General features: G+C 71.7%; 25 protein-coding genes. 7 read left to right on the top strand and 18 right to left on the bottom strand.

Translation table 11 applies throughout. The annotated features are described in order from the left end of the window. Positions 1-15: 15 nt before the first annotated feature. Positions 16-483, bottom strand: coding sequence for a MarR family winged helix-turn-helix transcriptional regulator (locus tag ABD978_RS04025; protein ID WP_345348428.1), 468 nt, complete (start codon positions 481-483; stop codon positions 16-18). 68 nt (positions 484-551) lie between these two features. Here ABD978_RS04025 and ABD978_RS04020 point away from each other — a divergent pair, with 68 nt between their 5' ends. Continuing rightward, positions 552-1106, top strand: a complete 555-nt coding sequence (locus tag ABD978_RS04020) for a carboxymuconolactone decarboxylase family protein (protein WP_345348425.1) — start codon at positions 552-554, stop codon at positions 1104-1106. A gap of 6 nt (positions 1107-1112) precedes the next feature. Here ABD978_RS04020 and ABD978_RS04015 read toward each other — a convergent pair whose 3' ends face one another. From ABD978_RS04015 to ABD978_RS03985, 7 genes are all read right to left on the bottom strand, one after another. After that, entirely contained in the window at positions 1113-2996 is a 1884-nt protein-coding gene (locus tag ABD978_RS04015; protein ID WP_345348422.1) for a helix-turn-helix domain-containing protein, read from the bottom strand. 11 nt (positions 2997-3007) lie between these two features. Beyond that, the gene (locus tag ABD978_RS04010; protein ID WP_425550667.1) at positions 3008-3796 is read right to left on the bottom strand and encodes a 3-hydroxybutyrate dehydrogenase; all 789 of its coding nucleotides are present in this window, start codon (positions 3794-3796) and stop codon (positions 3008-3010) included. Continuing rightward, entirely contained in the window at positions 3793-4767 is a 975-nt protein-coding gene (locus ABD978_RS04005) for a branched-chain amino acid ABC transporter permease (protein ID WP_345348416.1), read from the bottom strand. The genes ABD978_RS04010 and ABD978_RS04005 overlap by 4 nt, the downstream gene beginning before the upstream one ends. After that, positions 4764-5627: a branched-chain amino acid ABC transporter permease gene (locus tag ABD978_RS04000; RefSeq protein ID WP_345348413.1), complete on the bottom strand. Its 864-nt coding sequence runs from the start codon at positions 5625-5627 to the stop codon at positions 4764-4766. Before ABD978_RS04000 ends, ABD978_RS04005 begins: the two co-directional genes overlap by 4 nt. A gap of 64 nt (positions 5628-5691) precedes the next feature. Further along, positions 5692-6933: an ABC transporter substrate-binding protein gene (locus tag ABD978_RS03995; RefSeq protein WP_345348410.1), complete on the bottom strand. Its 1242-nt coding sequence runs from the start codon at positions 6931-6933 to the stop codon at positions 5692-5694. Positions 6934-6967: 34 nt separating this feature from the next. Next, on the bottom strand, positions 6968-7672 hold the full coding sequence (locus tag ABD978_RS03990) for an ABC transporter ATP-binding protein (protein ID WP_345348407.1): 705 nt from the start codon (positions 7670-7672) through the stop codon (positions 6968-6970). Beyond that, positions 7659-8432, bottom strand: coding sequence for an ABC transporter ATP-binding protein (locus ABD978_RS03985; protein WP_345348404.1), 774 nt, complete (start codon positions 8430-8432; stop codon positions 7659-7661). Before ABD978_RS03985 ends, ABD978_RS03990 begins: the two co-directional genes overlap by 14 nt. A 329-nt stretch (positions 8433-8761) precedes the next feature. Between ABD978_RS03985 and ABD978_RS03980 the strand changes: the two genes are divergently transcribed. Continuing rightward, positions 8762-10132 (top strand): tannase/feruloyl esterase family alpha/beta hydrolase, encoded by a 1371-nt coding sequence (locus ABD978_RS03980; protein WP_345348401.1) that lies wholly within the window; start codon positions 8762-8764, stop codon positions 10130-10132. A gap of 196 nt (positions 10133-10328) precedes the next feature. On the opposite strand, the gene ABD978_RS03975 is transcribed toward ABD978_RS03980, so the two are convergent. From ABD978_RS03975 to ABD978_RS03950, 6 genes are all read right to left on the bottom strand, one after another. After that, complete coding sequence (locus ABD978_RS03975; RefSeq protein WP_345348398.1) at positions 10329-10850, bottom strand: hypothetical protein; 522 nt, start codon at positions 10848-10850, stop codon at positions 10329-10331. A gap of 244 nt (positions 10851-11094) precedes the next feature. Next, the gene (locus tag ABD978_RS03970; RefSeq protein WP_345348395.1) at positions 11095-11922 is read right to left on the bottom strand and encodes a MerR family transcriptional regulator; all 828 of its coding nucleotides are present in this window, start codon (positions 11920-11922) and stop codon (positions 11095-11097) included. A gap of 23 nt (positions 11923-11945) precedes the next feature. Then, complete coding sequence (locus ABD978_RS03965) at positions 11946-12746, bottom strand: alpha/beta fold hydrolase (protein ID WP_345348391.1); 801 nt, start codon at positions 12744-12746, stop codon at positions 11946-11948. 3 nt (positions 12747-12749) lie between these two features. Continuing rightward, positions 12750-13331, bottom strand: coding sequence for a carboxymuconolactone decarboxylase family protein (locus ABD978_RS03960; protein ID WP_345348388.1), 582 nt, complete (start codon positions 13329-13331; stop codon positions 12750-12752). A 105-nt stretch (positions 13332-13436) separates the two neighbouring features. Continuing rightward, the gene (locus tag ABD978_RS03955) at positions 13437-13784 is read right to left on the bottom strand and encodes an STAS domain-containing protein (RefSeq protein WP_345348384.1); all 348 of its coding nucleotides are present in this window, start codon (positions 13782-13784) and stop codon (positions 13437-13439) included. After that, entirely contained in the window at positions 13781-14050 is a 270-nt protein-coding gene (locus ABD978_RS03950) for a hypothetical protein (protein ID WP_345348381.1), read from the bottom strand. The genes ABD978_RS03955 and ABD978_RS03950 overlap by 4 nt, the downstream gene beginning before the upstream one ends. 170 nt (positions 14051-14220) lie before the next feature. Between ABD978_RS03950 and ABD978_RS03945 the strand changes: the two genes are divergently transcribed. The 3 genes from ABD978_RS03945 (at position 14221) to ABD978_RS03935 (ending at position 19100) form a co-directional block, all read left to right on the top strand. After that, positions 14221-18447 (top strand): SpoIIE family protein phosphatase, encoded by a 4227-nt coding sequence (locus ABD978_RS03945; protein WP_345348378.1) that lies wholly within the window; start codon positions 14221-14223, stop codon positions 18445-18447. After that, positions 18444-18764 carry an STAS domain-containing protein gene (locus tag ABD978_RS03940; protein ID WP_345348375.1) on the top strand — a complete coding sequence of 107 codons (321 nt, stop codon included), beginning with the start codon at positions 18444-18446 and terminating at the stop codon, positions 18762-18764. The genes ABD978_RS03945 and ABD978_RS03940 overlap by 4 nt, the downstream gene beginning before the upstream one ends. Positions 18765-18926: 162 nt before the next feature. After that, positions 18927-19100: a hypothetical protein gene (locus ABD978_RS03935; RefSeq protein WP_425550677.1), complete on the top strand. Its 174-nt coding sequence runs from the start codon at positions 18927-18929 to the stop codon at positions 19098-19100. 53 nt (positions 19101-19153) lie between these two features. On the opposite strand, the gene ABD978_RS03930 is transcribed toward ABD978_RS03935, so the two are convergent. From ABD978_RS03930 to ABD978_RS03920, 3 genes are read right to left on the bottom strand one after another with little or no spacing between them, the layout of a single operon-like run. Beyond that, on the bottom strand, positions 19154-19465 hold the full coding sequence (locus tag ABD978_RS03930; protein WP_345348372.1) for an EthD family reductase: 312 nt from the start codon (positions 19463-19465) through the stop codon (positions 19154-19156). Then, complete coding sequence (locus tag ABD978_RS03925) at positions 19462-20019, bottom strand: dihydrofolate reductase family protein (RefSeq protein WP_345348369.1); 558 nt, start codon at positions 20017-20019, stop codon at positions 19462-19464. The genes ABD978_RS03930 and ABD978_RS03925 overlap by 4 nt, the downstream gene beginning before the upstream one ends. Before the next feature lie 56 nt (positions 20020-20075). Next, a complete protein-coding gene (locus ABD978_RS03920) occupies positions 20076-21098 on the bottom strand; it encodes a sigma-70 family RNA polymerase sigma factor (protein ID WP_345348366.1) in 1023 nt (340 codons plus the stop codon). Between the two features lie 27 nt (positions 21099-21125). Here ABD978_RS03920 and ABD978_RS03915 point away from each other — a divergent pair, with 27 nt between their 5' ends. After that, positions 21126-21338: a hypothetical protein gene (locus ABD978_RS03915; RefSeq protein WP_345348363.1), complete on the top strand. Its 213-nt coding sequence runs from the start codon at positions 21126-21128 to the stop codon at positions 21336-21338. Here the strand turns inward: ABD978_RS03915 and ABD978_RS03910 are convergent. Then, the gene (locus tag ABD978_RS03910) at positions 21304-22428 is read right to left on the bottom strand and encodes a methyltransferase (RefSeq protein WP_345348360.1); all 1125 of its coding nucleotides are present in this window, start codon (positions 22426-22428) and stop codon (positions 21304-21306) included. The two genes, ABD978_RS03915 and ABD978_RS03910, sit on opposite strands and share 35 nt — an antisense overlap. 327 nt (positions 22429-22755) lie before the next feature. On the opposite strand from ABD978_RS03910, the gene ABD978_RS03905 reads away from it, so the two are divergent. Next, on the top strand, positions 22756-23355 hold the full coding sequence (locus ABD978_RS03905; protein ID WP_345348357.1) for a GNAT family N-acetyltransferase: 600 nt from the start codon (positions 22756-22758) through the stop codon (positions 23353-23355). The last annotated feature ends 4 nt before the right edge of the window (positions 23356-23359 follow it).

Genomic DNA, 23359 nt, shown 5'->3' with positions numbered 1-23359 from the left:
GGCTCGGGCGGGACGTCAGGGTGAGAGCCAGCTGATGGTGTCGATGCGGAGTCCGGCGGGGCCGGCCACCATGCGCAGGGCGTCCTCCAGGTCGGCGAGGCGGTCGGCGCCGAGGGTGGTCGCCCACCGGGCTCGCAGCCGGTCGAAGATCATCGCGGAGCGGGTGAGCGCGTCGATGCCGTGCGGGGTCAGGCGCACGATCTTGCGCCGCGCGTCCGCCGAATCGTTCACGCGCTCGGCGTAGCCAAGCTCCTCGAGCCGATCGATGGTCTTGCCCGCTGCCTGTTTGGAGACGCCGAGCCGGCGGCCGACGTCACTGGCCGACGTTCCGTGGGGGCCGATCGCCTGCATCGCGAAGCCGTGTGCCGGTCGCAGGTGCGGATGGCCCTGGCGGGCCAGCTCGGCGTGCAGCTCGTCGATGAGCGTCCGGAATCCCGCGAGCAGCAGAAAGGCCAGCTCGTAGCCCGGACGGTCCTCAGGCATTGCGGACATGGTCAACCCGGTTTACTATTTCGACAACCACGTTGCCGATTTTAGGGGATGGAACCCTCATGACGTTCGTCGACCACACGATCGAGTCCGCGCCGCCGGCCGCCCGCCGTTCCATGGAGGCCGTCGCCAAGAGCTTCGGCCATCTGCCCAAGGCCGTCGGCCGGCTCGCCACCTCCCCGCAGTTGCTGGACGGTTTCCTGCGGGCGAACGGCCTGTTCGAGAGCACCACCCTGGACCCGATCGCGCGGGAGGTGCTCGTCATGACGATGGCCACCCGGAACGGCTGCCACCTCTGCGTCGCCATGCACTCGGCCAAGCTGACCTCGCTCGGCGCGGACCCCGGCCTGATCGCCGCGCTGCGTGAGAGCCGCCCGCTGGAGGACGCGTCGCTGGAGGCGATGCGGCGGTTCACCCTGGCGGTGCTGGCCACCTCCGGCGCGGTCTCGGCGGAGGACATGCGGGACTTCCTCGACCACGGCTACACGCGGCAGAACGCCTTGGAGGTGGTGCTCGGCATCGGCGTCTACACCATGTCGACTCTGGCCAACCGCATGACGGACGCGCCGCTGGACGAGGCGTTCGCGCCTTTCGCCTGGACCGAGCACGCGGCCTGAACCGTCTCAGCGGTCGGCGGTGATGGTGAGGCGGTGCAGCCGGAGCGCGAGCTGGATCTCCAGCGTGCGCTCCGGGTCCTGCCAGCGCTCACCGAGGAGTCTGCCGACCCGGTCGAGGCGCTGGGTGACCGTGTTGACGTGGACGTGCAGGCGTTCGGCGGCCCGTGCCAGGCTGCCGCCGACCTCGAAGTAGATCTCCAACGTCTGTACGAGTTTGGTCCCGCGGCGCTCGTCGTAGTCAAGGACGGGACCCAGCGCGGAGGTGAGGAAGCCGGTGACGTCCCGGCCGTCGCCGAGGAGGAGCCCGACGAAGCCGAGCTCGGCGGCACCGGCACCGTGCCCGGCGCGGCCAAGGGCGCGCAGCGCGTCGGCGCAGCGTCCGGCCTCTCGGTGTGCCGCCGCGACGTCGGCGGCCGTGTCGACCGGGCCGGCGGCGCCGGCCGTCGCGGTCGTGCCGAGCGCCGTACCGCAGTCTTTGGCGGCGCGGCGTGCGACGGCGCCGGGGTCGAGGCCGGGGAGGAGCAGCACGATCTCGTCGCTGCGGATGGCGAAGAGGCCGCCCGCGGCCGAGGCGTAGGAGGTGGCCCAGAAGGTGGCGCGGGGCCGGTCTGCGTCGTGCCGGACGACGACGAGGACGTACGGGGCTCCGAGGTCGAAGCCGATCAGGCGGGCGCGGGCCCGTAGTGCGTCGAGGTCGGTGACGCGGCCGCTGAGCAGGTCGTCGAGCAGTTCACCGCGGACCCGGCCTTCGGCCTCGGCGACGCTGCGCCGGAACAGCAGCAGCAGCGCGGTGACCAGCGCGCCGCGTTCGAGGATGCGCTGGTCGCTGCCGGACAGTTCGCCGGCTGCCGGGGCGCGCAGGATCAGGGTGCCGAGCACCTCGGCGCCGGCGGCGAGCGAGGCGATCCAGAGCCGTCCGCGTTGCACGGCGCGGCCGAGGGAGCGGGAGGCGCGTGCGGCCTCGGTGACGGTGGCGTCGTCGGGTTCGCCGAGGTCGCCGACGGCGGCGAGGCGGCGGCCTTCGGCGTCCAGGACGAGGAGCGCGCCGCCGAGCACGTCGATGATGACCTCCGCGACGTCCTGGACGCCGCCGCCGCGTACGGCGAGTGTCGTCATGCGGTCGTGGGCGTGTGCGGCGCGTTCGACGGCGGCGCTGCGGGCCTTGATGAGTTCGTTGGCCGCGCTGAGTTCTTCGAGGGCGGCCCGGGTCTCGTCGAGGAGGCGGGCGTTGTCGATGGCGATGGCCGCGTGCGCGGCGAGGGAGGCGAGGAGCGCGACCTCCTCTGGGACGAATGGGCGGGCGCTGCGGTTGGCGGCGAACAGGACGCCGATGACGCGTGGGCCCAGGCGCATCGGGACGCCGAGGATCGCGACCAGGTCCTCTTCCTGTACGGCGGCGTCGATGTAGGTGCGGTGGTTGAAGCGTTCGTCGGCGAAGTAGTCGGGGGTGCTGTAGGGGGTGCCGGTCTGGGCGACGAGGCCGGCCAGGCCGGCGCCGAGGGGGATGCGCAGGGCGCGGAACGCGGCGGACACGGATCCGTCGGTCACGCGCATGCAGGTGTCGCCGCGTTCGTCGTCGCTGAGGGTCATGTACGAGACGTCGGCGCCGAGGAGGCGGCGGGCGCGGCGGACGATCGCCTCGAGGACGGCGTCGAGGCCGTGGAGGCCGGCGAGGTCGCTGGCGGTGTCGAAGAGCGCGGCGAGTTCGGCTTCGCGGCGGGCGCGGTGTTCGAGGAGGGAGCGGACCCGGAGGGCCGCGGCCTTGGTCGTCTCCAGTTCCGCGAGTACGCGTGGGTCCGCGCCGGCGACGCGTGCCTCCAGGAGGGGTGCTTCGAATTCGGCGGCGGATGCCTCGCGGGCCAGCAGGTCGAAGAAGACATCGCACTTCATGGCGGTCATTTTCAGTGCGCGGTCCAGGCGCCGTCGATGGTGACGGACGATCCGGTGATCATCGCTGCGCTCGGTGAGCACAGGTAGGTGACGAGGTCGGCGACCTCGTCGGGTTCGATGAGGCGGCGGACCGCGGCCCTGGCGAGCATGATCTGGTCGATGACCTGGTCGGGTTCGAGGTCGTGGGCGGCGGCCTGGTCGGCGATCTGTTCCTCCACGAGCGCGGTGCGGACGTATGCGGGGCTGACGCAGTTGGCGGTGACGCCGTAAGGGGCGGCCTCCAGGGCGATCACCTTGGACAGGCCTTCGAGGGCGTGCTTGGCGGTGACGTAGGCGGCCTTGTAGGGGGAGGCGCGGTGGCCGTGGACCGAGGAGATGTTCACGACGCGGCCCCAGCCGCGCTCGTACATGCCCGGGAGTGTCCGGCGGGCGAGCCGGAACGGCGCCTCGACCATGACCCGCTGGATGCGCGCGAAGATGTCCGGGGGGAATTCGGTGACCGGTGCGATGTGCTGCAGGCCGGCGTTGTTGATGAGGATGTCGACGCCGTCGCAGTCGATGCGTTCGACCGCGTCCGGGTCGGACAGGTCGACGGTGAGGGCGCGGCCGCCGAGTTCGTCGGCTGCGGCCTGTGCGGCGTCCGTGCGCAGGTCGACGATGACGATGTCGGCGCCGGCGGCGGCGAGGCGCCGGGCGCAGGCCAGGCCGATTCCGGCGGCGGCGCCGGTGATCAGGGCGCGATGCCCGGTCAGGTCGGTGTCGGCGGCGGGGGCGGTGTCTGTGGTGACGGCCACGGTCATGCTCCTTCGGATGCGGATCGGCGTGGCGCGCGGTGCCGGGTGGGGTCGGGGAGGAGGTGGTGGACGGTGCCCCAGACGCCGCGGCGGAACACCAGGACGGTGATCACGAAGATGGCGCCGGTGACGAGGCCGATCTCCTGGAACCCGGCGGTGGCGAGGTAGTCGCCCAGTTCGACGATGAGCGCGGCGCCGAGGGCTCCGCCCCACAGGGTGCCGATGCCGCCGAGGACCACCATCATCACGACCTGGCCGGACGTGGTCCAGTAGACCTCGTCGAGGGAGGCGAATCCGTGGCCGATCGCGAACAGGCCGCCGGCGAGTCCGGACAGTCCGGCCGACAGGACGAACGCGAGCAGTTTGTAGCGGGCGACGGGGTATCCCAGGGCCTGGGCGCGTGCGGGGTTGTCGCGGACGGCGGTGAGGACCCGGCCGAAGGGGGAGCGGACGACGCGCCAGGCGGCGAAGAGGCCGGCCAGCACGAGCGGCAGCCCGGCGTAGTAGAAGAAGAACGGGTCGGACAGGTCGATCCCGAAGAAGTCGCGGGGGATGCCCTGCAGGCCGTTCTCGCCGCCGGTGAGGCCGCGCCACTGGTTGGCCACGAAGTAGACGACCTGGGCGAATGCGAGGGTGACCATCGCGAAGTAGATGCCGCGCAGGCGGGCGGACAGGTATCCGATGGGCACGGCGAGGATCGCGGCGGCGACGGCCCCGCCGAGCACGGCGAGGGGGAACGGCAGCCCGGCGTGCAGGGCGATGAGGCCGGTGACGTACGCCGAGCCGCCCCAGAAGGCCGCGTGGCCGAAGGGCAGCAGCCCGGTGTGGCCGAGCAGCAGGTCGACCGCTGTGGCGAACAGCGCCCAGCAGGCGATGTCGAGGGCGACCGGCGGGTAGATCATCCAGGGCAGGGCGAGGGCGATGAGGAGCCCGGCGATGAGGGGTACCGGCCGGGCGGAGAGGCGGGACAGGATCACAGGGCGGCCTCCTCGCGGCCGAAGAGTCCGGCCGGGCGCCAGAGCAGGACGGCGGCCATGACGATGAAGACGAGGGTCTGGGAGAGGGCGGGCACGTAGAGGTTGCCGAGCGCGGATACCAGCCCGATCCCGAAGCCGGCCGTGACCGACCCGAGGATGGATCCGAGGCCGCCGATGACGACGACGGCGAACACGGTGATGATGAGGTCGGCGCCCATGAGCGGGTTCACGGCGCGCATCGGCGCGGCGAGCACGCCGGCCAGTCCGGCGAGGGCGACGCCGAAGCCGAACACCGGCGCGACCCAGCGGCCCACGTCGATGCCGAGGGCGCGGGTCAGCTCGGGGCGTTCGGTGGCGGCCCGGACGATCATTCCGACGCGGGTGCGGGTGAGGATGAGCCAGGTCGCCGCGCAGACCAGCACGGACAGGGCCAGGACGAAGACCTGGTAGGTGGGGTAGTCGAACAGGCCGAGGTCGAGCGAGCCGGACAGTGCGGAGGGCCGGGGGTAGGGCTGGGACTGCACGCCGTACTCGCGTTTGACGGCGTCCTGCAGGATCAGCGCGAGCCCGAAGGTGAACAGGAATCCGTACAGCGGGTCCAGGCGGGTGAGCCGCCGGACGAACACCCGCTCGACCAGCACCCCGGCGGCGCCGAGGACGACGGGTACGGCGACGAGGGCGATCCAGAAGTCGACGCCGAAGGAGTCAAGCAGCACGTACGCGCCGAAGGCGCCGAGCATGTAGAAGGAGCCGTGGGCGAAGTTGACGACGCGGAGCATGCCGAAGATGACCGACAGCCCGAGGGCGAGCAGGGCGTAGAACGCGCCGCCCACCAGGCCGTTGAAGGCCTGTTGCAACACGTTGACCTCCAGTGGGGGGTTCTGTGGCCCGCCGGGGCGGGACGGGCCACGGAGGAGGGCCGGGTCAGCCGAGCCGGCAGGCGGGGGAGGGCGGCTGGAACGCCTGGGCGGCCGGGACGGTGGACAGGACCTTCTCGTAGTCCCAGGGTTCGGTGACGTCCTTGCCCGCCTTGACCTGGGCCAGTGACACGTCGTGGGTCAGCAGGTGGTCGGCGGCGCGGATGGTGCCGCCGTGGGTGAAGGCGTCGTCGATCTTGGTTCCTTCGAGTTGCCTGACGACGGCGCCGGATTTGTCGGTGCCGGCGCGTTGCACGGCCTCGAGGTACTGCAGGGCGGCGGAGTAGTTCGCGGCGTTGGCGAAGGTGGGGCGCTTGCCGGCGACGGCCTGGAACCGGTCGGCCCACGCGCGGTTGGTGGCGTCCGCGTTCCAGTACCAGGGGTCGGTGAACTTGGTGCCGGCCAGGGCGTCGGGGCCGAGGGAGTGGATGTCGGTGAGGAACATCAGGCCGACGGCCAGGCCGATGCCCTTGGCGCGCAGCTTGTATTCGTTGTACTGCTTGACGAGGTTGACGAGGTCACCGCCGGCCTGCATGGCGCCCAGGACCTGCGGTTTGGGGGTCAGCGAGGGTGCCTTGAGCAGGAACGAGGAGAAGTTGTCGTTGGGGAACGGCGCCGGGTCGCTCTTGACGACGGTGCCGCCGGCGCTGCGGACGGCCTGGGTGAAGCTCTTGTTCATGTCCTGGCCGAAGGCGTAGTCGGGATAGACGATGTACCAGTTCTTCGCGCCGTCATGGGTGACGGTGCCGCCGGTCCCGCTGGCGAGCGTGTAGCTGTTGAAGCCGTAGTGGAAGGTGTACTTGTTGCACTGCGCGCCTTCGAGTTCGGTGGTGGCGGCGGACACGTCGAAGAACAGCTTCTTGCGGGCCTTGGCGACGCCTGCGACGGCGAGCGCGGCGGAGGAGGTCGGCACGTCGAGGATGACGTCGGCCTGCCGCCGGTCGTACAGTTCCTGGGCCTTGCTGTGTGCGATGTCGGGTTTGTTCTGGTGGTCGGCGGTGACGACGTCGATCTTCTTGACGACGGCCTTGCTTCCGTACTTGGCCTTGTAGTCGTCGACGGCGAGCCGTACGGCCTTGACGCTGCCCTGCCCGGACAGTTCGGAGTAGATGCCGGACTGGTCGTTGAGCACGGCCAGCACGACCTTGCCCCCGCTGATCTTCCCCCCGCCCCCGCCGGGTCCGCCCGCGCATCCGGCGAGCGTGATCGCTCCGAGCGTCACCGCGGTCGCGGCGCGTAGAGCCTTCATGGGTTGTTCCTCCTCGGTGGTGGTCCGGGGTCTGTCAGATCCCGAGGTGTTCCAGCAGTTCGTGTTCGCGGGCGCGGATCTCGTCGCCCCGCAGTGACCGGACGATGCGGCCCTCGGCCAGCAGGTAGTGCCGGTCGGCGACGGTGGCGGCGAAGTGGACGTTCTGCTCGACGAGCAGGACGGTGACGCCTTGGTCCTTGACGTCGCGGAGGATCTTGCCGATCTGCTGGACGATCAACGGCGACAGTCCTTCTGTCGGCTCGTCGCACAGCAGCATCCGCGCGCCCATCCGCAGGACCCGGGCCAGGGCGAGCATCTGCTGCTCACCGCCGGACAGGTTCGTGCCGGCGGAACGGCGGCGTTCGCGCAGCCGGGGGAACGTCTCGTACACCTGGCCGAGCGGCCAGGGATGCGGGCCCACGGCCGGGGGGAGCGTGAGATTCTCCTCGACGGTGAGCGTCGCGTAGATGCCGCGGTCGTCGGGGACGTAGCCGAGGCCGCGGCGGGTCCGTCGGTGGGCGGGCAGGCGCGTCAGGTCGGCGCCGAGGAACTCGGCCGTGCCCGCGGTACGGGCGCCGCCGGTCGTGTGCAGTCCCATGACGGAGCGCAGCAGCGTGGTCTTGCCCGCGCCGTTGCGGCCGACGAGTGTGACGATCTCGCCCTCGGCGACCTGCAGTGACACCTCGGTCAGCACCCGGGCTTCGCCGTACCAGGCCGACAGGTCCTCAATGTGCAGCACGGGCGTCTCCCAGGTAGGCGCTGATGACGCGGTGGTCGCGGCGGACCTCGGCGTAGGGGCCCTCGACGAGGACCCGCCCGGCCTGCAGGACCGTGACCCGGTCGGCGAGGGCGGCGACGACGGTCATGTTGTGCTCGACCATGACGACGGTGCGTCCCGCGCGGATCCGCCGGATCAGCTCGACGGTGCGGTCGATGTCCTCGGTGCCCATGCCGGCGGTGGGTTCGTCCAGCAGCAGCACCCGCGGGTCGAGCGCGAGGGCGAGCGCGAGCTCCAGGGCCCGCTTCCGCCCGTAGGCGAGCGCGCCCGCCGGCTCGTCGGCGTGCGCGGCGAGGCCGACCTGGTCGAGCAGGTCGAGGGCGCGGTCGGTGAAGCGCCGCAGGGCCCGGTCCGAACGCCAGAACCGCCAGCCCAGCGTCGTACCCGCCTGCAACGCCAGCTCCAGGTGCTCGCGGGGGGTCATCTGCGGGAACAGGCTGGTGATCTGGAACGACCGTGCCACGCCGTGCCGGGCGATCTGCTCCGGGCGCTTGCCGGTCAGGTCCCGCCCGCCGACGTGGATGCGGCCTGCGGTCGGCCGGTGAAAGCCGGTGAGCAGGTGGAACAGCGTCGTCTTACCGGCGCCGTTCGGGCCGACGAGCGCGTGCACCGCGCCGTCGGCGACGTCCAGGTCGACCCCGTCCACCGCGCGAAAGCCCCGGAAGTCCTTCACCAGGCTCCGCGCCGTGAGAACGGGAGACTCGGGGACGGGAGTGCCCATTCGCCCTCCTTGGCAGCGTCGTACCGGTCACCGGGGTGCTCACCGCCGGTCAACGGTTCAGGTGAGGCGGAACACTAGGCAGCCGTCCGGGCCTTATCCATGTGTCCGGGCACCACATTGGGCCTCGCTCCGGTGGTCCGCCGCCACACCCGCCATCCGGCCTCCGCGCCGCGCGCACCGGCGGTGGGGACGTGCGCGCCGTGCGGGCATGGGGGCGGCCGCCACAGGACGGCCGGCGATTGTGGGTACGCGGGCCGTCGACCGGTGGGCGAAGCGGACTCACCATGGCGGGCACGGTGTTTCCCGTCCCCCGACGAACCGAGGCGTGCATGCGACCGACGCGTCAGCTTCTCGCCGTCACCGTGGCCGCGACGATCGCCGCGGCCGCCGTGGCGGCCCCGCCCCGCCCCCAGGCCGCGCGCGCGGCGGCGTGTCCCGCGGTGACCGTTCCCGGCGCGGAACGTCAGGTCGCGGCCTGCCTGGCCGACCTGACGACGGCCGGGACGGTGGCCTCCGGCCACACCGTGCCCGCCGACTGGGCCGGCCTGCAGCCCTCCGGCGCGCGCAACCCCGCCGGCGTGCCCGGCCTGCAGATCGACGGCTACTTTCCCGACACCTCCACCACCAACACGAACAACGGCTGGGACCACGACGCCCAGTTCGTCATCCGGTTGCCGAAGCACTGGACCGGCGGGCTGGTCGTCGCCGGTTCACCGGGCAACCGGCGTCAGTACGCGGGCGACTTCGCCATCTCCGACTGGGTGCTGGCCCGGGGCTACGCGTACGCGGCGACCGACAAGGGCAACACCGGTGCGCTGTTCTACCGCGACGGCACGCGGCCCGGCGACGCCATGGCCGAGTGGAACCGGCGGCTGACACAGCTGACGATCGCCGCGAAGGCGGTGGTGGCGCGCAGGTACGGCCGCCCGCCCGCGCGTACGTTCGCGGCGGGGATCTCCAACGGCGGTTATCTCGTGCGCTGGCAGTTGGAGAACCGGCCCGGCCTGTACGACGGCGGTCTGGACTGGGAGGGCACGCTCTGGCGGGCCGAGGGCCCGAACCCGCTCACGTCTCTGCCGACGGCGCTGCGGGAGTACCCGCGGTATGCCGCGACCGGTGACCCGGCGGCGCACGCGGCGCTGCTGGGCGCGGGGTTCGCGGCCGGCTCCGAGCCGCTGTGGGATTACCACGAGAAGGTGTACTGGGACCTCACCCAGCGGATCTACCGCCAGGAGTTCGACCCGGCGTTCAGCGCGCCGGTCGAGGGCGGCACACCGTACTGCGCCTCCGGCAGCCCCGGCTGCGACGCCGACTACGACTACGCCGACCGGCCCCGGTCGGTGCACGAGGCCGTGCGCCGCGTGGCCCTGACCGGGCGGATCGGCAGGCCGCTCATCACCCTGCACGGAACGCTCGACTCGCTGCTGCCGATCTCCGAGGACTCCGACGTGTACGACCGGCTGATCCGTGCGCGTGGCCGCGGCGGGCTGCACCGCTACTACCGGATCGCGGACGGCAATCACGTCGACTCGCTGTACGACGCGTTCCCGGATCTGCTGCGCCCGATCCTGCCGTGCTTCCACGCCGCGTTCGCGGCGTTGGAGGACTGGACCGGCCGCGGCACGCTACCGCCGGCGAGCGGCACGATCCCCCGCCCCACCGCCGGTGATCTCGCCAACAGTTGCGCCCTCACCGGCTGAGCCGATCACCGGCGAGGCGCGGGCGCGCTGTCTGAAGATCCCCTCGCCGCCGGTTCCCGCGACGGGTTCCACCCACCCGCCCAAGCGCGGGGCGCTGCCGGAGGGAAGGCGCGGGGCCCGGTGTGGCCGGGCCCCGCAGGTGGTGGTTGTTGGTTCTCGTCGCTGCCCTCGGCCGTTGGGCGGCGACGCCGTTGGTTCAGACCAGCGCGGTGATGACCGCGGCGATCAGGATCCACAGCTTGTGGTAGCTCTGGTCCAGCGCGTAGGCGCCCGTTCCGAGGGTCTCGTTGTCGTCGTAGGGCACGCCGTTCTTGTCCAGCTTGAGCTTGCCGTCCTCGTCCTCGCCCTGGCGGGGCGCGCCGAGGAGGTAGAAGCCGCCGCTGCCGAACTTCCCGGCGAGCCACTGGAGGGTGCTCCGCCGGTCCGCCCAGTAGTGCGTGATCGCGGACACCGCCTGGCCCAGGATGAAGCCGGTCCAGCTGATGTGCAGCCCGAAGCACCACCACATCACTCCGACCGCGAGAGCGGTGCAGAAGGTGTAGGACGCGACGTGCTGCGCGCAGGCCCGGCGGCCCGTCCACTTCTCGGTCCCGTGCAGGCCCTTCTTGTCCGCCTGCCAGGAGGTCTGGACCCAGTGGTCCGCGACCTCGTGCGTGACCAGCATCACGAAGCCGACGACCACCAGGGTGATTGCTGCGTAAAGGTGTGCAGGAGTCATGACGACGTCCCTTGTTTGAGGATTTCGGCTGGGTTTTCGGCGCGCCGTTTAGGGCGTGCCAAGGAACGACAGTGCAGGGAAGTTCAAGATCGGCAACGGCTGAATCGCCCGGCGCGCCGGGGCTGAGGCGCTCCAGACCGTCGCAGGGCACCGGACCTCTCGCAACGGCGCGGCATCCCCCTCGCCGCAGCGTGTCCCGTGATGACCGTCCCGGCGCGGAGACCAGGTCTTCTGTGGGGTACCGCTAGGGCCGGGACCGCCGTGTCCCGGTGTCTTCCTGCCGGGTTTCGGTCGTGCCCGGTGCGGGCTCCACGCGCTCGAGCCTGGTCCAGCCGGTCCAGCCGCGTTTCTTCAGCAGCTCGATCAGCCGGCGGGCCGGCGGCAGGGCGTCGAACGCCAGTGTGTCCATCAGCGCGACCAGCGGCGCCTCGATGTCGGTGTCGTCGACGTAGTCCTCGCCCTGCTCGTCGGCCATGCGCGTGAGGTGGGCGGCGAGGTCGTCGGCCAACTCGGCCAGCCTCGGATCGTCGGCGGTCCAGTCGAGCGCCTGGCCCAGGGTGAGGTAGAACTCGATGAGCCGGGGGTCGGCGAGCTGTTCCCGCTTGCGTGCCGTCCATTCCGGGACTCGCTCGGGTGAGTGCGCGGCGAGCGGGATCCAGCCGTCGCGTTCGACTTCGATGATCCGCTCGTCGACTCCGAGCGCCCGCAGCCGGTCGAGGAACTCGACCACCTCCGGGGGAAGTACCAGGTTGTCGCCGGCGGCGAGCCGGGCGATCCGCTCCCGACTGCGCTGCCGTTGCCGGATCTCCGCCCGCAGTCGCGCGTCGATGTCCGCGACCGCCGCGGTGAACTGCTCCTGGTCGGCCTGCAGCAGCTCCCGTACCCGCGCCAGCGGGACGCCGGCCTCCGCGAGGGTCCGGATCTTGATCAGCTCGACCACGGCGCCGGCGTCGTACCTCCGGTAGCCGGAGTGGTCCCGCTCCGGTTCCGGCAGCAGCCCCTTGGCGTGATAGTGCCGCACCGCGCGCACCGTCACTCCGGCGTACGACGCCAGCTCGCCGATGGTCAGCATCGCACCAGTCTCCTATGGGGCGTTCAAGGAGTCGCCTGACCGGCCGGCCGTTGTGCACTCCGGATGATCTGGGCGATCTCCGGGGCATGGGTGAAGACCAGTCCGTGATCGGCGTCGAGCCAGGAGGCCGAGATGTGCGGTCGGTCGCGGACGAGCCGCTCGACGCCGGCACGCCAGTTCCGGTTGTAGCGCGCCGCGCGCGCGTCGCCGTCGTCGCCGGCCATCAAGGTCGACATGATCATGCTGATTGGCCGGTCGATCTTCCGGTACCGGTCGAGGATCGCGGACCGCATCGCGTCGATCTCGACATTCAGGTCGAGGATCTCCTGGGCGGTGAGGAGCACCTGGCGCGCGGTGCCCCGCCGGGCCTGCTGCCGCGTCGCCAGGTCCTCCCACATCGCGCGGAACTCCGGCAGGTCGGCTTCGGTGATGAAGGGTTCAGGCACGGGGTTCGCCCCGTCGATGAGAACGAGCCCGGCGACGGTGTCGGGATGTTCGGAGGCATGGTGCACGGCCAGGTCCGCGCTCAGCGAGTAGCCCACGAGCACGGGCGCCGTGGGCAGGCCGAGGCTTTCCAGCCCCGCCAGCACGGCGGCGAGATCGCTGAGGAACGCCTCGAAGGAGTACCGGTCGGCGGCCGAGGCGAGGCCATGGCCCCTCAGGTCGAAGGTCACGACGTCGTGGTCGCGTCGCAGCAGTTCGGTCAGCTCGCGCAGGTCGGCCTGTGTCGAGTTCAGTCCGGGGCACAGGACCAGGGGTCGTCCCCGGCCGCCGCGCGCCATCGGGATCGTGACGCCGTCGTGGTGGATCGTGAACTGCCGCATCGTCTAGTTGCCTCTCTGGGCCCGTTCGCCGCCGTGGTCGCCGTACGAGGCGACCTGTGTCGCACTGGTCTGCGTGGTCACGTCGCCATGCTGAGAGGTTGACCCTGCGTCAGGGTCAACCGGCGCGGCGAGCGGCCCTGCGCCCGGTCCCTCGGTGGCGGCGGGCAGGCGGTTGAGGAAGGCGGTCGTGGCGGTCATGAGAATGATGGCGGCGAGCTGCCGCGCGTCGAAGTGGTCCGCGGCCTCGTCCCAGATCTCGTCCGGCACCGCCTGGCCTGGCCGGTCGGGGACCTGGACGACGGCTTCGGTGAGCGCCAGCGCGGCACGTTCGGAGCCGGTGTAGAAGGGCGCGTCGCGCCAGGCGCCGACGTGCTGCCGCCGCTCGTCGGTCTGGTCGGCCTTTCCAGCGCTGAAGGTCCCGGTGGGCACGTGGGCACCGCTGCCGTTGAGCCGGCTCGTGCGCAGATGAACCAGCTCCAGAACCCGGTGCGAGGCGCCGCCCTGGCGGATTGCCCGGAGAACGTACTCGGCCGCCTTGGTGGCATCGGGCAGGACGATCGCCGGGGTCTTGACGCGAGCGCTCATGGTGACCCTCCGTGTCGCGGGCGGCCGGCGCGTTCGTCGCGGCGGCGGTCGACGCCCGTCACCCCCACTGACGCATCGGGCCCCGCGGGTGTGACACGGGGAGGGTTACAGCGCGGCGACGGCCTCTTCGACCGTGGGGTAGGAGGCGAAGACGTCGTGGAGACCGACGATGCCGAAGACGCGGTCCAGGTCGGGGTTGAGGCCGGCCAGCGCGAGCGGGGTGTCGCTGGCGCGGGCGCGGTGGTAGGCGGTGACCAGCACGGTGATGCCGGTGGAGTCGCAGTAGGTCAGGTCGGTCAGGTCGATGATCACACCGTCGGCGGTGAAGGTCGTCTCCTCCAGGGCCTTCCGCAGGTGCGCGGCGGTGTAGTAGTCGAGTTCGCCGGCCACGGTGATCAGGTTCGGGCCGGTGGGGTGGGGGTGGCTGGTGGCGGTCAGGACGCGGTCGGTCACCGGTTCTCCTGTGCGGGCACGGCGGTGGGACGGGCGGGCGCGGACGGGGCCGGCAGGGTGGTGCCGGCGGTGACGCCCCTACCCAGATCCTCGAGAAGCTTGCGTACTGCCGTGAAGACGTCGTCGGCGTCCTGCGGCCAGGGCGGTGACGTGGTCGAACGCCTCGTCGGATGGGGTGTCCAGGGCCCGGTGGCGGCGTGGCGCGGCCGGCTGCGGCCGTTCATCGGGGGCATGGACACCACGGCGGTGGCGTCTGCGGTGTCCACGGACGTTTCTCTCCTACCTGTGTGCGCCCTTCCCGGGCAGAAGATACGGATGTAACGCCGCGGGGACGGTTGGCCTATCCTACGAAAGCCGCCGGTGCGTCCCCCACCTCAGGTCCCAGCGAAGGCGTGGTCGGGCCCGTCGGTACGGGGCTGTGGCGAGGGAGAAGGCGATGAGCGGTGCTGGGCCCACCGGGCCGGTGGACGACGCCGAGCGCGGTCCCTCGGCCGCGACCGGGGCCGGGGTGTTCTTCGTCGACGGTGAGGTCGGCCGGGACCTCGCCGTCGTGGACTGGGCGGCGACGCGGCTCGGCCCGCCCGACCACTGGCCGCAGAGCCTGCAGACCGCCGTCAGCATCCTGCTGTCGTCCCGTTTCTCGATGTGGATGGCGTGGGGACCGGAGCTGACGTTCTTCTGCAACGCCGCCTACCGGCGGGACACGCTGGGCCGCAAATACCCGTGGGCGCTGGGCCGGCCGGCCAGTGAGGTGTGGGCGGAGATCTGGGACGACATCGGCCCGCGGATCGACACGGTGCTCAGTACGGGCGAGGCGACCTGGGACGAGGCGCTGCTGCTGTTCCTGGAGCGCTCGGGATACCCGGAGGAGACCTACCACACGTTCTCCTACAGCCCGCTGCGGGACGACTCGGGCGCGATCGTCGGCATGCTGTGCGTGGTCAGTGAGGAGACCGAGCGGGTCATCGGCGAGCGCCGGATGGCGACGCTGCGGGATCTGGGGTCGGATCCCAGCGTGGTCCGCACCGAGCAGGAGATGCTGACCTTCGCCGGCCGCCAGCTCGGCGGCAACCTGCAGGACCTGCCGTTCACGCAGGTCTACCTGTTCGACGACGACCACCACGCGCGGCTGGCGGCCACGACGGGGATCGATGCGGGGCACCCGGCCGCCCCGGCGAGGATCGCGGTCGAGGACTCGAGCGGTGTGTGGCCCGCGGCGGAACTCGCGCGGGGCGAGTCCGCGCTGGTGGCGCTCGAGGGCGCCCCGTTCACCGGGCTGCCGACCGGCGATTGGCCGGAGCCGCCCACGCACGCGCTGGTGGTGCCCCTGCTGCAGCAGGGCAGCGCGCCGTCCGGCTTCCTGGTCGCCGCGCTGAACCGGTACCGCGCGCTGGACGAGGGCTACCGCGGGTTCGTCGAGCTGGCCGCCGGGCACGTCGCGGCGGGGATCGCCAGTGCCCGCAGCTACCAGGCTCAGCAGCGGCGGGCGGAGGAGCTGGCCGAACTGGATCGCGCCAAGACCGCGTTCTTCTCCAACATCAGCCACGAGTTCCGCACCCCGCTCACGCTGATCATGGGCCCGGTGGACGAGCTGCGCACCAGGCTGGGCGACACCGACCCGCAGGCTCGTGAGGAACTCGACGTCATCCGCCGCAACGGGCTGCGGCTGGGCAAGCTGGTCAACACGCTGCTGGACTTCTCCCGCCTCGAGGCGGGCCGGATGCAGGCCCGTTACGAGCCGGTCGACCTGTCGGCGGTCACCGCCGAGCTGGCCAGTGTGTTCCGCTCCGCGGTCGAGAAGGCCGGGCTGGCCTTCGAAGTGGACTGCGTCCCGCTCCCTGAAGCGGTGTACCTCGACCGCGGCATGTGGGAGAAGGTGATCTTCAATTTGCTGAGCAACGCGTTGAAGTTCACCTTCGACGGCTCGGTCTGTGTGACCGTCCGCGTCGAGCAGGACCACGCGGTCGTCGCCGTGGCCGACACCGGGATCGGCGTCGCCGAGCAGGAGATACCGCGGCTGTTCGAGCGGTTCCACCGCATCGAGAAGGCCCGTTCGCGATCGAACGAGGGCAGCGGCATCGGGCTCGCGCTGGTCAAGGAGCTGGTCGGCCTGCACGGCGGCACGATCAGCGCCGCCTCCACCGAGAACGAGGGCACCACGTTCACCGTCCGGCTGCCCTTCGGGCACGCTCACCTGCCGCCCGAGGCCCTCGCCACCGGAGACGGCGCGGAGGGCGGCGCGACCGAGGACCCGGCCACCGCCGAACCGTACCTCCAGGAGGCCCAGCGCTGGCTGCCCTCGGATCCGCAGGACGGCCACGACGCGGCAGGGTCCGCGCCGGAGGAGGCCACGCCCGTCACCGGTGAGGAGCCTGCGGCCGGCCCGGGCCGCGGCCGGCCCGGGCGGGTCCTCATCGCCGACGACAACGCCGACATGCGCGAATACCTCACCCGTCTGCTGCGCGGCGCCGGGCACGTGGTCAGCGCGGTCACCGACGGGCAGGCCGCGCTGGAGGCCGCGCGGGCCGACGCGCCCGACCTGATCGTCAGCGACGTGATGATGCCGCGCCTGGACGGCCTGCAGATGGTGGCCGCGCTGCGCGAGGACACGCGGACCGCGAGCGTCCCCGTGCTGCTGCTGTCGGCCCGGGCCGGGCAGGAGGCCTCCATCGAGGGCCTGGAGGCGGGTGCCGACGACTACCTGGTCAAGCCGTTCTCCGCGGCCGAACTGCTGGCCCGGGTGCAGGCGAACGTCGAGCTGGCCCGGCTGCGCAGCCACCATGCCCGCTGGCGCACCGCGCTGGTCGACTCCCTGCAGGAGGCGTTCTTCGTCTGCGACGAGCAGGGCGCCATCGTCGAGATCAACGCCGCGTTCACCGACATCCTGGGTTTCGGCCCCGAGGGCCTGCCCTACACCCCCATCCACCCGTGGTGGCCCGACGCCGACAGCGACCCCGAGGCTCACCGGCTGGTGGCCGAGGCCTTCGCCGACGTGCTGGACCAGGAACGCGGCGCCTACACCGTGCCCGTCACCCACCGTGACGGGCGCCGGATGTGGGTCAGTGCCGCGTTCAACCAGGTCCAGGACCTGGAGACCGGGAGCCGCGTGGTCGTGGGCACCTTCCGCGACGTCACCGCCGAGCACTACGCCATCCAGCGTGAGACCGCGGTGGCGTCACTGAGCCTGTGCCTGTCCCAGGCGGCCAGCCTCGAGGAGGCCCTGACCGGGGCGCTGGAGGAGCTGAAGGCCCTGTGGCGGGCCGAACGCGCCCTGGCCACCGTCTTCGACGGCGGCGGCGCGCCGACCGTGACCGGCACGGAGGCAGGCGTCACCTGGGAGGCGCTGTCCGAACAGCACCGTGCCGCGCTGACCGGCCTGCGTGAGGGTCCCTCCCTGGCCCCCGCCATCAGTGCCGACGGCACCGCCGCGGGCGTCGGCCTCGAACACCCGCACGGGCCGATGGTGCTCTGGCTCGACCTGGCCGGGCACCGGCCCTTCACCGAGCAGGACCAGACCCTGCTGTCCCTGCTGGCCGGCCATCTCGCCCAGGGTCTGACCCGCGCCCACCAGATCGACCAGCAGCGTGAGACCGCCATCGCCCTGCAGCGCGCCATCCTCGGCCCGGCCGACCTGCCGGAGGGTTTCGCCGTCCGCTACGAACCCGCCGCCCGTCCTCTGGAGGTCGGCGGCGACTGGTACGACACGGTCCCGCTGCCCGACGGCCGCATCGGCATCGTCGTCGGCGACTGCGTCGGCCGCGGCCTGCAGGCGGCGACCGTGATGGGGCAACTGCGCAGCGCCTGCCGGGCCCTGCTCCTGCAGGATCCCCGGCCCGACCAGGTCCTCGTCGCGCTGGACCACTTCGCCGCCGGCGTCCCCGGTGCGATGTGCACCACCGTCTTCTGCGGGATCCTCGACCCGCGGACCGGCCACCTGACCTACTCCAGCGCCGGCCACCCGCCCGGCATCCTCGTCCAGCCGGACGGCGCCCGCCACCTGCTCGAGGGCGGGCGATTCGCCCCGCTCGCCGTCCGCCCCGGAGCCCCGCGCCCGTACGCGGAGCACACCCTGTCCGCCCGCGCCACCCTGTTGCTGTACACCGACGGTCTGGTCGAACGCCGCCGCAGGCCGCTGACCGAGGGCATCGACCAGGCCGGCGAAGCCGTCCAGGACGGCCGGGAGACCGGCATCGATGTGCTGGCCAGTCAGGTCATGACCCGGCTGGCCCCCGCGGGCGGCTATGACGACGACGTCGCCCTGTTGTTGTACCGGCACCCCGCCCCGCTGGAGATGGCCTTCCCCGCGGAGGCCACCCAGCTCGCCCCCGTCCGCAGGGCCCTGCGCAATTGGCTCACCAAGTGCGACCTGCCGCCGCAGATGGTGCAGAACGTCCTCGTCGCCGCCGGTGAGGCGTGCGCCAACGCCATCGAGCACGGTCACCGCCACACCCCGGGCGACATCGTACGGATGCGCGCCGAAGCTCTGGTCGATCAGATGCGTTTGACGATCACCGACACTGGACGCTGGAAGACTCCGCAGCCCGAGGCCAGCGCACACCGCGGCCGTGGGCTGACCCTGATGCGCGCCATGATGCAGCAGGTCACCGTCACCCCCGGCCCTGACGGCACCACCGTCGACATGCAGACCAGGATCGCCAAATGACCACGCCCCTGACCCTGACGCCGGACCGCCGTCCGGACGGCACCCCCGTCCTGACCGCGGTCGGTGAGATCGACATGAGCAATAGCGCCGATCTCGCCGCCGCGGTCGCGGACGGCCTGGAGGGCGCCACCGGTCCTCTCGTCATCGATCTCACCGACGTCGAGTACCTCGACAGCGCAGGACTGAGCATCCTGCTCACGCACGCGGACCGCATCGAGGTCGTCGCCACACCACTGCTCGCCCCGGTCCTGACCTTCTGCGGTCTCACCGACCTGACCACCATCCACGGCCTGGGCCCGGCCGGCCCCGCCTCCTGACCGAGCACATCAAACGGTTCGGCGAGTACAGCACCCGCGAACTCGGCATCCGGCCCGAGGCGTACGACCCCAAGCCCGACGTCGACTTCACGCAGCTACGCGACCAGGAATCGGCCGCCTCGGGCTGCTGACCGGGAGGACCGCGAGCACGCCGAGGTGTCCATGCTCGCCCTGCACCTACTGCAGTCCTCCCTGGTCTACGTCAACACCCAGCTCATCCAAGCCGTCCTGCGTGACCCCGGAAGGGGACTCAGCCCGCTGTTCTGGACGCACATCAACCCGTACGGACGTTTCTACCTGGACATGGACACCCGCCTGGACCTCACCGCAGCCTGACGGACCCGCAGGGAGCTGTCCGGCAACCTGGGCACGGTGACGGTGCGCCTACCTCATGCTTCGTTCGCGGTATAGATCATGATGCGTACGGGGGCGAGCTCCTGGAGGCGTGCCGCGTCGTCGGCGGCGGCGCGGCCTTCGGGCGAGGCGAACGCGGCGCGTAGCTGCTCCATGGTGTCCCATTCCAGCTCGGCGACCAGGTAGCAGGGCGCGCCGCCGCGTACGGGCGCCAGGTCGCGGCCGACCACGTACCGGCGCAGGCCCGGCAGCCGGCGCGCGAGCGGGATGTGAATCTCGCGGTAGTGCCGCTCGAACGCCTCCGGATCGGCCGGGGTCTCGTACAGGGCGAGGAAGCGAACGCTCATCGTGCCGCCCTCCCATACCGCGTGAGAACGGCGGCGCCGGCCGGCTCAGCCGACAGGCACTCCAGGAAAGCGGGTGAACCTCCAGCGGGGAAGAGCCGCTCGCCGGTGCGGAGGACCGTGGGGAACGTCAGCAGCCGGTATTCGTCGATCAGGTCCTCGGCCATCAGCGCGTGCACGACGCTCAAGCTGCCGGTGATGATCACGTCTCGTTGCTCGCGTTTGACGGCGTTGACGAGGTCACCGTCGATGACCGTGGAGTTCGCCCATGCCGAGGTGTCGGTCAGCGAACGGGAGGCGACCAGCTTCGGTACGGCGTTCATCCGCGTGGAGAACGGATCGTCGCGTCCTGGCCACAGCCGCGAGAACAGCTGCCAGGTGCTGCGCCCCAGCACCATGACGCCTTCATCCAGTGTGCCGCCGAGCCGGAACTTGTCCCCGGCGACCGTCTCGGGTCCGTGCCGGAACGCCCAGCCGCCCGCCGGTGTACCTGCGGACCCGTCGGGATCGGAGACGATCCCGTCGAGGGTGATGAACTCAATGACGATGACGGTCATGATGAGTGTCCTTTCGGTCGATGCTCACCCGTACGTACCGGCGGCATCGGCCGAACTCATCGATCCCGGTCCAACTCGTCGAAAGAAATCCGCCGGGGCAGGTCGAAGGCCTCGAACACGGCTGGGTCGGCGAACACGACGTTGCGCGCGACCCGGCCGCCGGTGACCGTGAACACCTGCAGCGTGTGCAGGTGATGCCCGCCGCCGGGCTCAGGTGCGTAAGCGGCGAGCGCCGGCTGCCCGTTGGCGGTGAGACACCGGACGCCCCAGCCCGTCCCGCGCATGTCGAACACGCGGCGCATGAACAGGCCGTAGTCATGGCTGCCGCGATACCACAGTGGCACCGGCGGCATCTCCAGGACGGCATCCTCGGTGAGGAGCCGCACGAGCGCGGGGACGTCGGCCGCCTCGAACGCCCGCGCATACCGCCCGATCACCGTGCGCACCTGAGGGTCGTCCGGCTCGGTGACCTCCTCGACTCCGCCTGCCTCCGTCAGGGCGGCGCGGGCCCGTTGCAGGGCGCTGTTGACGGCCGGGACCGTGGTGCCGAGTTGGCCGGCCACCTCGGCGGCACTGAACTCCAAGACCTCACGCAGCACCAGCACCGCACGCTGCCGCGGTGGCAGAATCTGCATCGCCGCCACCAGCGCGAGCCGAATGTCCGCCCGCACACCAACGTCGAACCGCGCGTCGGGAAACGGCTGCAGCCAGGGAACATCGAACGCCGGCGTGAGCGGTTCCCCCGGATCGTCGCTGGGTGCCCCCAGCCCGGACGGCAGCGGCCGCCGCGCACGCCCCTCTATCGCCGTCAGGCAGACGTTCGTCGCGATCCGATACAGCCAGGTCCTCACCGTCGCGCGCGTGCGGTCGTACCGCTCCCGGGCCTTCCAGGCCCGCAGCATCGTCTCCTGCACCAAGTCCTCGGCCTCGTGGAACGACCCCACCAACCGATAGCAGTACGCCACCAGCTCACCCCGGTACGGCTCGAAATCCACGGGCCCATCATGGCGCACACGGCACATGGCGATGTCCCGGCCCGGCGACACCTCACCCGGTGCACCGCTGGCCGTCACCGTCACCCTGCTGCCCCCGGGCGGGGGATCGTGGTGACCAGCGCCGCGCTTCCCGTGGGCCCGCTGCTGGAGGGCTCCCTCGGCAACAACCCTCTCGCCGCCGAACCGGCCGCATCGACCGGCGCGCTGATCGGATACGCCCGCGTCGCCACCGGCGGGCAGCGCCTGGGCCGGCCGCCGGCGATGACGCCCGAGCGGAGGGCCGACCCGTTCAGCCGACCACGGCCAGCCGCCACAGCGAGGTGACCTCCGCGCCGCGCGCGGCGTGGAGGGGATCGGCGGTGTCGGTCGCCCGTGGGTGGCGGGGTCGCGTGTCGGCCTTGTCCACGACGCGCAGGCCGGCCGCCTCGATCCCGGTCAGCAGCTGCCAGCGGGTCCTGAGCCCGAGGTGTTCGGCGAGGTCGGACAGGATGAGCCAGCCTTCGCCGCCCGGTGTGAGGTGAGAGGCGAGCCCGTGCAGGAAGCCATGGAGCATGCCGCCGTCCGGGTCGTAGACGCCGTGCTCGAGCTGGGAGGTCGGCCGGGCCGGGATCCAGGGCGGGTTGCAGACGATGAGGTCGGCGCGGCCCTCCGGGAACAGGTGCGGGCCGGCGACCTCGACGCGGGCGGCGAGGCCGAGCCGGCGGACGTTGTCACGGGCGCAGGCCAGGGCGCGCGGGCTGATGTCGGTGGCCGTCACGCGTTCGAACCCCCGGCGGGCCAGAACGGCGGCGAGCACTCCGGTGCCCGTTCCGAGGTCGAACGCGGTGCGGCGCACCGCCGGCGCGGGGAGCGGCGCCTCGGCGACCAGGTCGACGTACTCGCCCCGGACAGGGGAGAAGACCCCGTAGTGCGGGTGGATTCGAGCGCCCAGGGCAGGGACCCGGACGCCTTTGAGACGCCACTGGTGCGCCCCGAGCACGCCCAGGAGCTCGATGAGCGAGATCGCCGTCGGCTCACGCGGCGGCCCGTACGCCTCGACGCACGCCTGACGTACGTCCGGGGCCCGGCGCAGGTTCAGGGCGTAGCCGTCCTCCAGCAGGACGAGCAGCCGGCCCAGCACCCGGGCGCGGTGACTCCGGGCCCTGCGGTGAAGATGGAAGGACTCGAGAGGGTCGTCCCCCGGCCGGGGGGACTTCCTCTCGACGCGGCGGCGCATCGCCTGCAGCAGCTGACGCGCGTTGTGATAGTCGCCTTGCCACAGCAGGGCGGTGCCCTCGCAGGCGAGGCGGTAGGCGGTATCGGCTTTGAAGCGGTCGTCGGCGACGATGACCCGTCCGGGCGGTGGGGTCGCGTTCTCGGAGTGCCAGCGGGCGGATCGGGTGGTGCGGGCTTCGGTCCAGTGAATCGTGGACACCACGTGCTCCTCGTGGTCGAACGTGCGGATGACACGAAGAGCACTTCGACGAGGAGCAGCGACAACACGCCCGTGCTGCGTACGGGCGCGCGTGGCAGGGCGGGAAGGGCCTACCGCTCCCGCGCCGAAGCGCGCGGGAGAACGTCGCCGAGAACCATGCCGAGTGTCATGATCAGCCCTTTCCGAACGTCGGCATCAAGGCTCGCACACGCCGAGCCGACGGGGAACACGACGCGCGGGCCGCCTCCTCGCGAGGGAAGTGGTCTTCGCCGAGTCGCGTCGACTGGCTCTTTCAGGACGGACCTGACCCTCCCTAGGGTGCCGACCATGAGTAGGAGTACGTGGTTCGACCGTCCCGTCCTGTCCGGGGAACACGTCCGCCTGGAGCCGCTCCGGCTCGAGCACGCGGAGGGACTGTACGAGGCGGGCAAGGACCCCGAGGTCTGGCGGTGGCTCAACGTCCGTCAACCGGCCGACCTCGTGGAGACGCGCCGCATGGTCGAGGACGACCTCCGCGCGATCGACGCCGGGCGGCTGCCCTGGGTGCAGATCGACGCGGCCACCGGGGAGGTGGCCGGCACGACCTCGTACTACGAGATCGAGCCGGCGCACCGCGGCCTGTGCATCGGGCACACCTGGATCGGCACCCGCTGGCAGCGGACCGCCCTGAACACCGAGGCCAAGCTCCTGCTGCTGGAACGGGCGTTCGACGGGCTGGGCGCCATCCGGGTGGGCTGGCACACCCACCACCGCAACGAACGCTCCCAGCGCGCCATCGAACGCCTCGGCGCACACCGCGAAGGAGTCCTGCGCAGCCACCGCATCCGGCCCGACGGCTCCGTCCGCGACACCGTCTGCTACTCGATGCTCGCCGCCGAATGGCCCGCCGCCCGCGACCGCCTGCGCGCCCGCCTCGCCTCCGCCTGACCCG

Origin of the sequence: Actinoallomurus liliacearum, assembly GCF_039542035.1 — a bacterium.
In the GTDB taxonomy this organism is placed as follows: Bacteria; Actinomycetota; Actinomycetes; order Streptosporangiales; family Streptosporangiaceae; genus Actinoallomurus; species Actinoallomurus liliacearum.
The sequence above is the reverse complement of the archived record's forward strand: the minus strand, read 5'-3'. Positions and strand labels throughout refer to the sequence as shown.

What these genes read in the sequence shown, in the direction of transcription:
- ABD978_RS04025 (WP_345348428.1), bottom strand. Translation starts at nt 483, where the DNA reads ATGCCTGAGGACCGTCCGGGCTACGAGCTGGCCTTTCTGCTGCTCGCG.
- ABD978_RS04020 (WP_345348425.1), top strand. Translation starts at nt 552, where the DNA reads ATGACGTTCGTCGACCACACGATCGAGTCCGCGCCGCCGGCCGCCCGC.
- ABD978_RS04015 (WP_345348422.1), bottom strand. Translation starts at nt 2,996, where the DNA reads ATGAAGTGCGATGTCTTCTTCGACCTGCTGGCCCGCGAGGCATCCGCC.
- ABD978_RS04010 (WP_425550667.1), bottom strand. Translation starts at nt 3,796, where the DNA reads ATGACCGTGGCCGTCACCACAGACACCGCCCCCGCCGCCGACACCGAC.
- ABD978_RS03995 (WP_345348410.1), bottom strand. Translation starts at nt 6,933, where the DNA reads ATGAAGGCTCTACGCGCCGCGACCGCGGTGACGCTCGGAGCGATCACG.
- ABD978_RS03985 (WP_345348404.1), bottom strand. Translation starts at nt 8,432, where the DNA reads ATGGGCACTCCCGTCCCCGAGTCTCCCGTTCTCACGGCGCGGAGCCTG.
- ABD978_RS03980 (WP_345348401.1), top strand. Translation starts at nt 8,762, where the DNA reads ATGCGACCGACGCGTCAGCTTCTCGCCGTCACCGTGGCCGCGACGATC.
- ABD978_RS03975 (WP_345348398.1), bottom strand. Translation starts at nt 10,850, where the DNA reads ATGACTCCTGCACACCTTTACGCAGCAATCACCCTGGTGGTCGTCGGC.
- ABD978_RS03970 (WP_345348395.1), bottom strand. Translation starts at nt 11,922, where the DNA reads ATGCTGACCATCGGCGAGCTGGCGTCGTACGCCGGAGTGACGGTGCGC.
- ABD978_RS03965 (WP_345348391.1), bottom strand. Translation starts at nt 12,746, where the DNA reads ATGCGGCAGTTCACGATCCACCACGACGGCGTCACGATCCCGATGGCG.
- ABD978_RS03960 (WP_345348388.1), bottom strand. Translation starts at nt 13,331, where the DNA reads ATGAGCGCTCGCGTCAAGACCCCGGCGATCGTCCTGCCCGATGCCACC.
- ABD978_RS03945 (WP_345348378.1), top strand. Translation starts at nt 14,221, where the DNA reads ATGAGCGGTGCTGGGCCCACCGGGCCGGTGGACGACGCCGAGCGCGGT.
- ABD978_RS03940 (WP_345348375.1), top strand. Translation starts at nt 18,444, where the DNA reads ATGACCACGCCCCTGACCCTGACGCCGGACCGCCGTCCGGACGGCACC.
- ABD978_RS03935 (WP_425550677.1), top strand. Translation starts at nt 18,927, where the DNA reads ATGCTCGCCCTGCACCTACTGCAGTCCTCCCTGGTCTACGTCAACACC.
- ABD978_RS03930 (WP_345348372.1), bottom strand. Translation starts at nt 19,465, where the DNA reads ATGAGCGTTCGCTTCCTCGCCCTGTACGAGACCCCGGCCGATCCGGAG.
- ABD978_RS03925 (WP_345348369.1), bottom strand. Translation starts at nt 20,019, where the DNA reads ATGACCGTCATCGTCATTGAGTTCATCACCCTCGACGGGATCGTCTCC.
- ABD978_RS03905 (WP_345348357.1), top strand. Translation starts at nt 22,756, where the DNA reads ATGAGTAGGAGTACGTGGTTCGACCGTCCCGTCCTGTCCGGGGAACAC.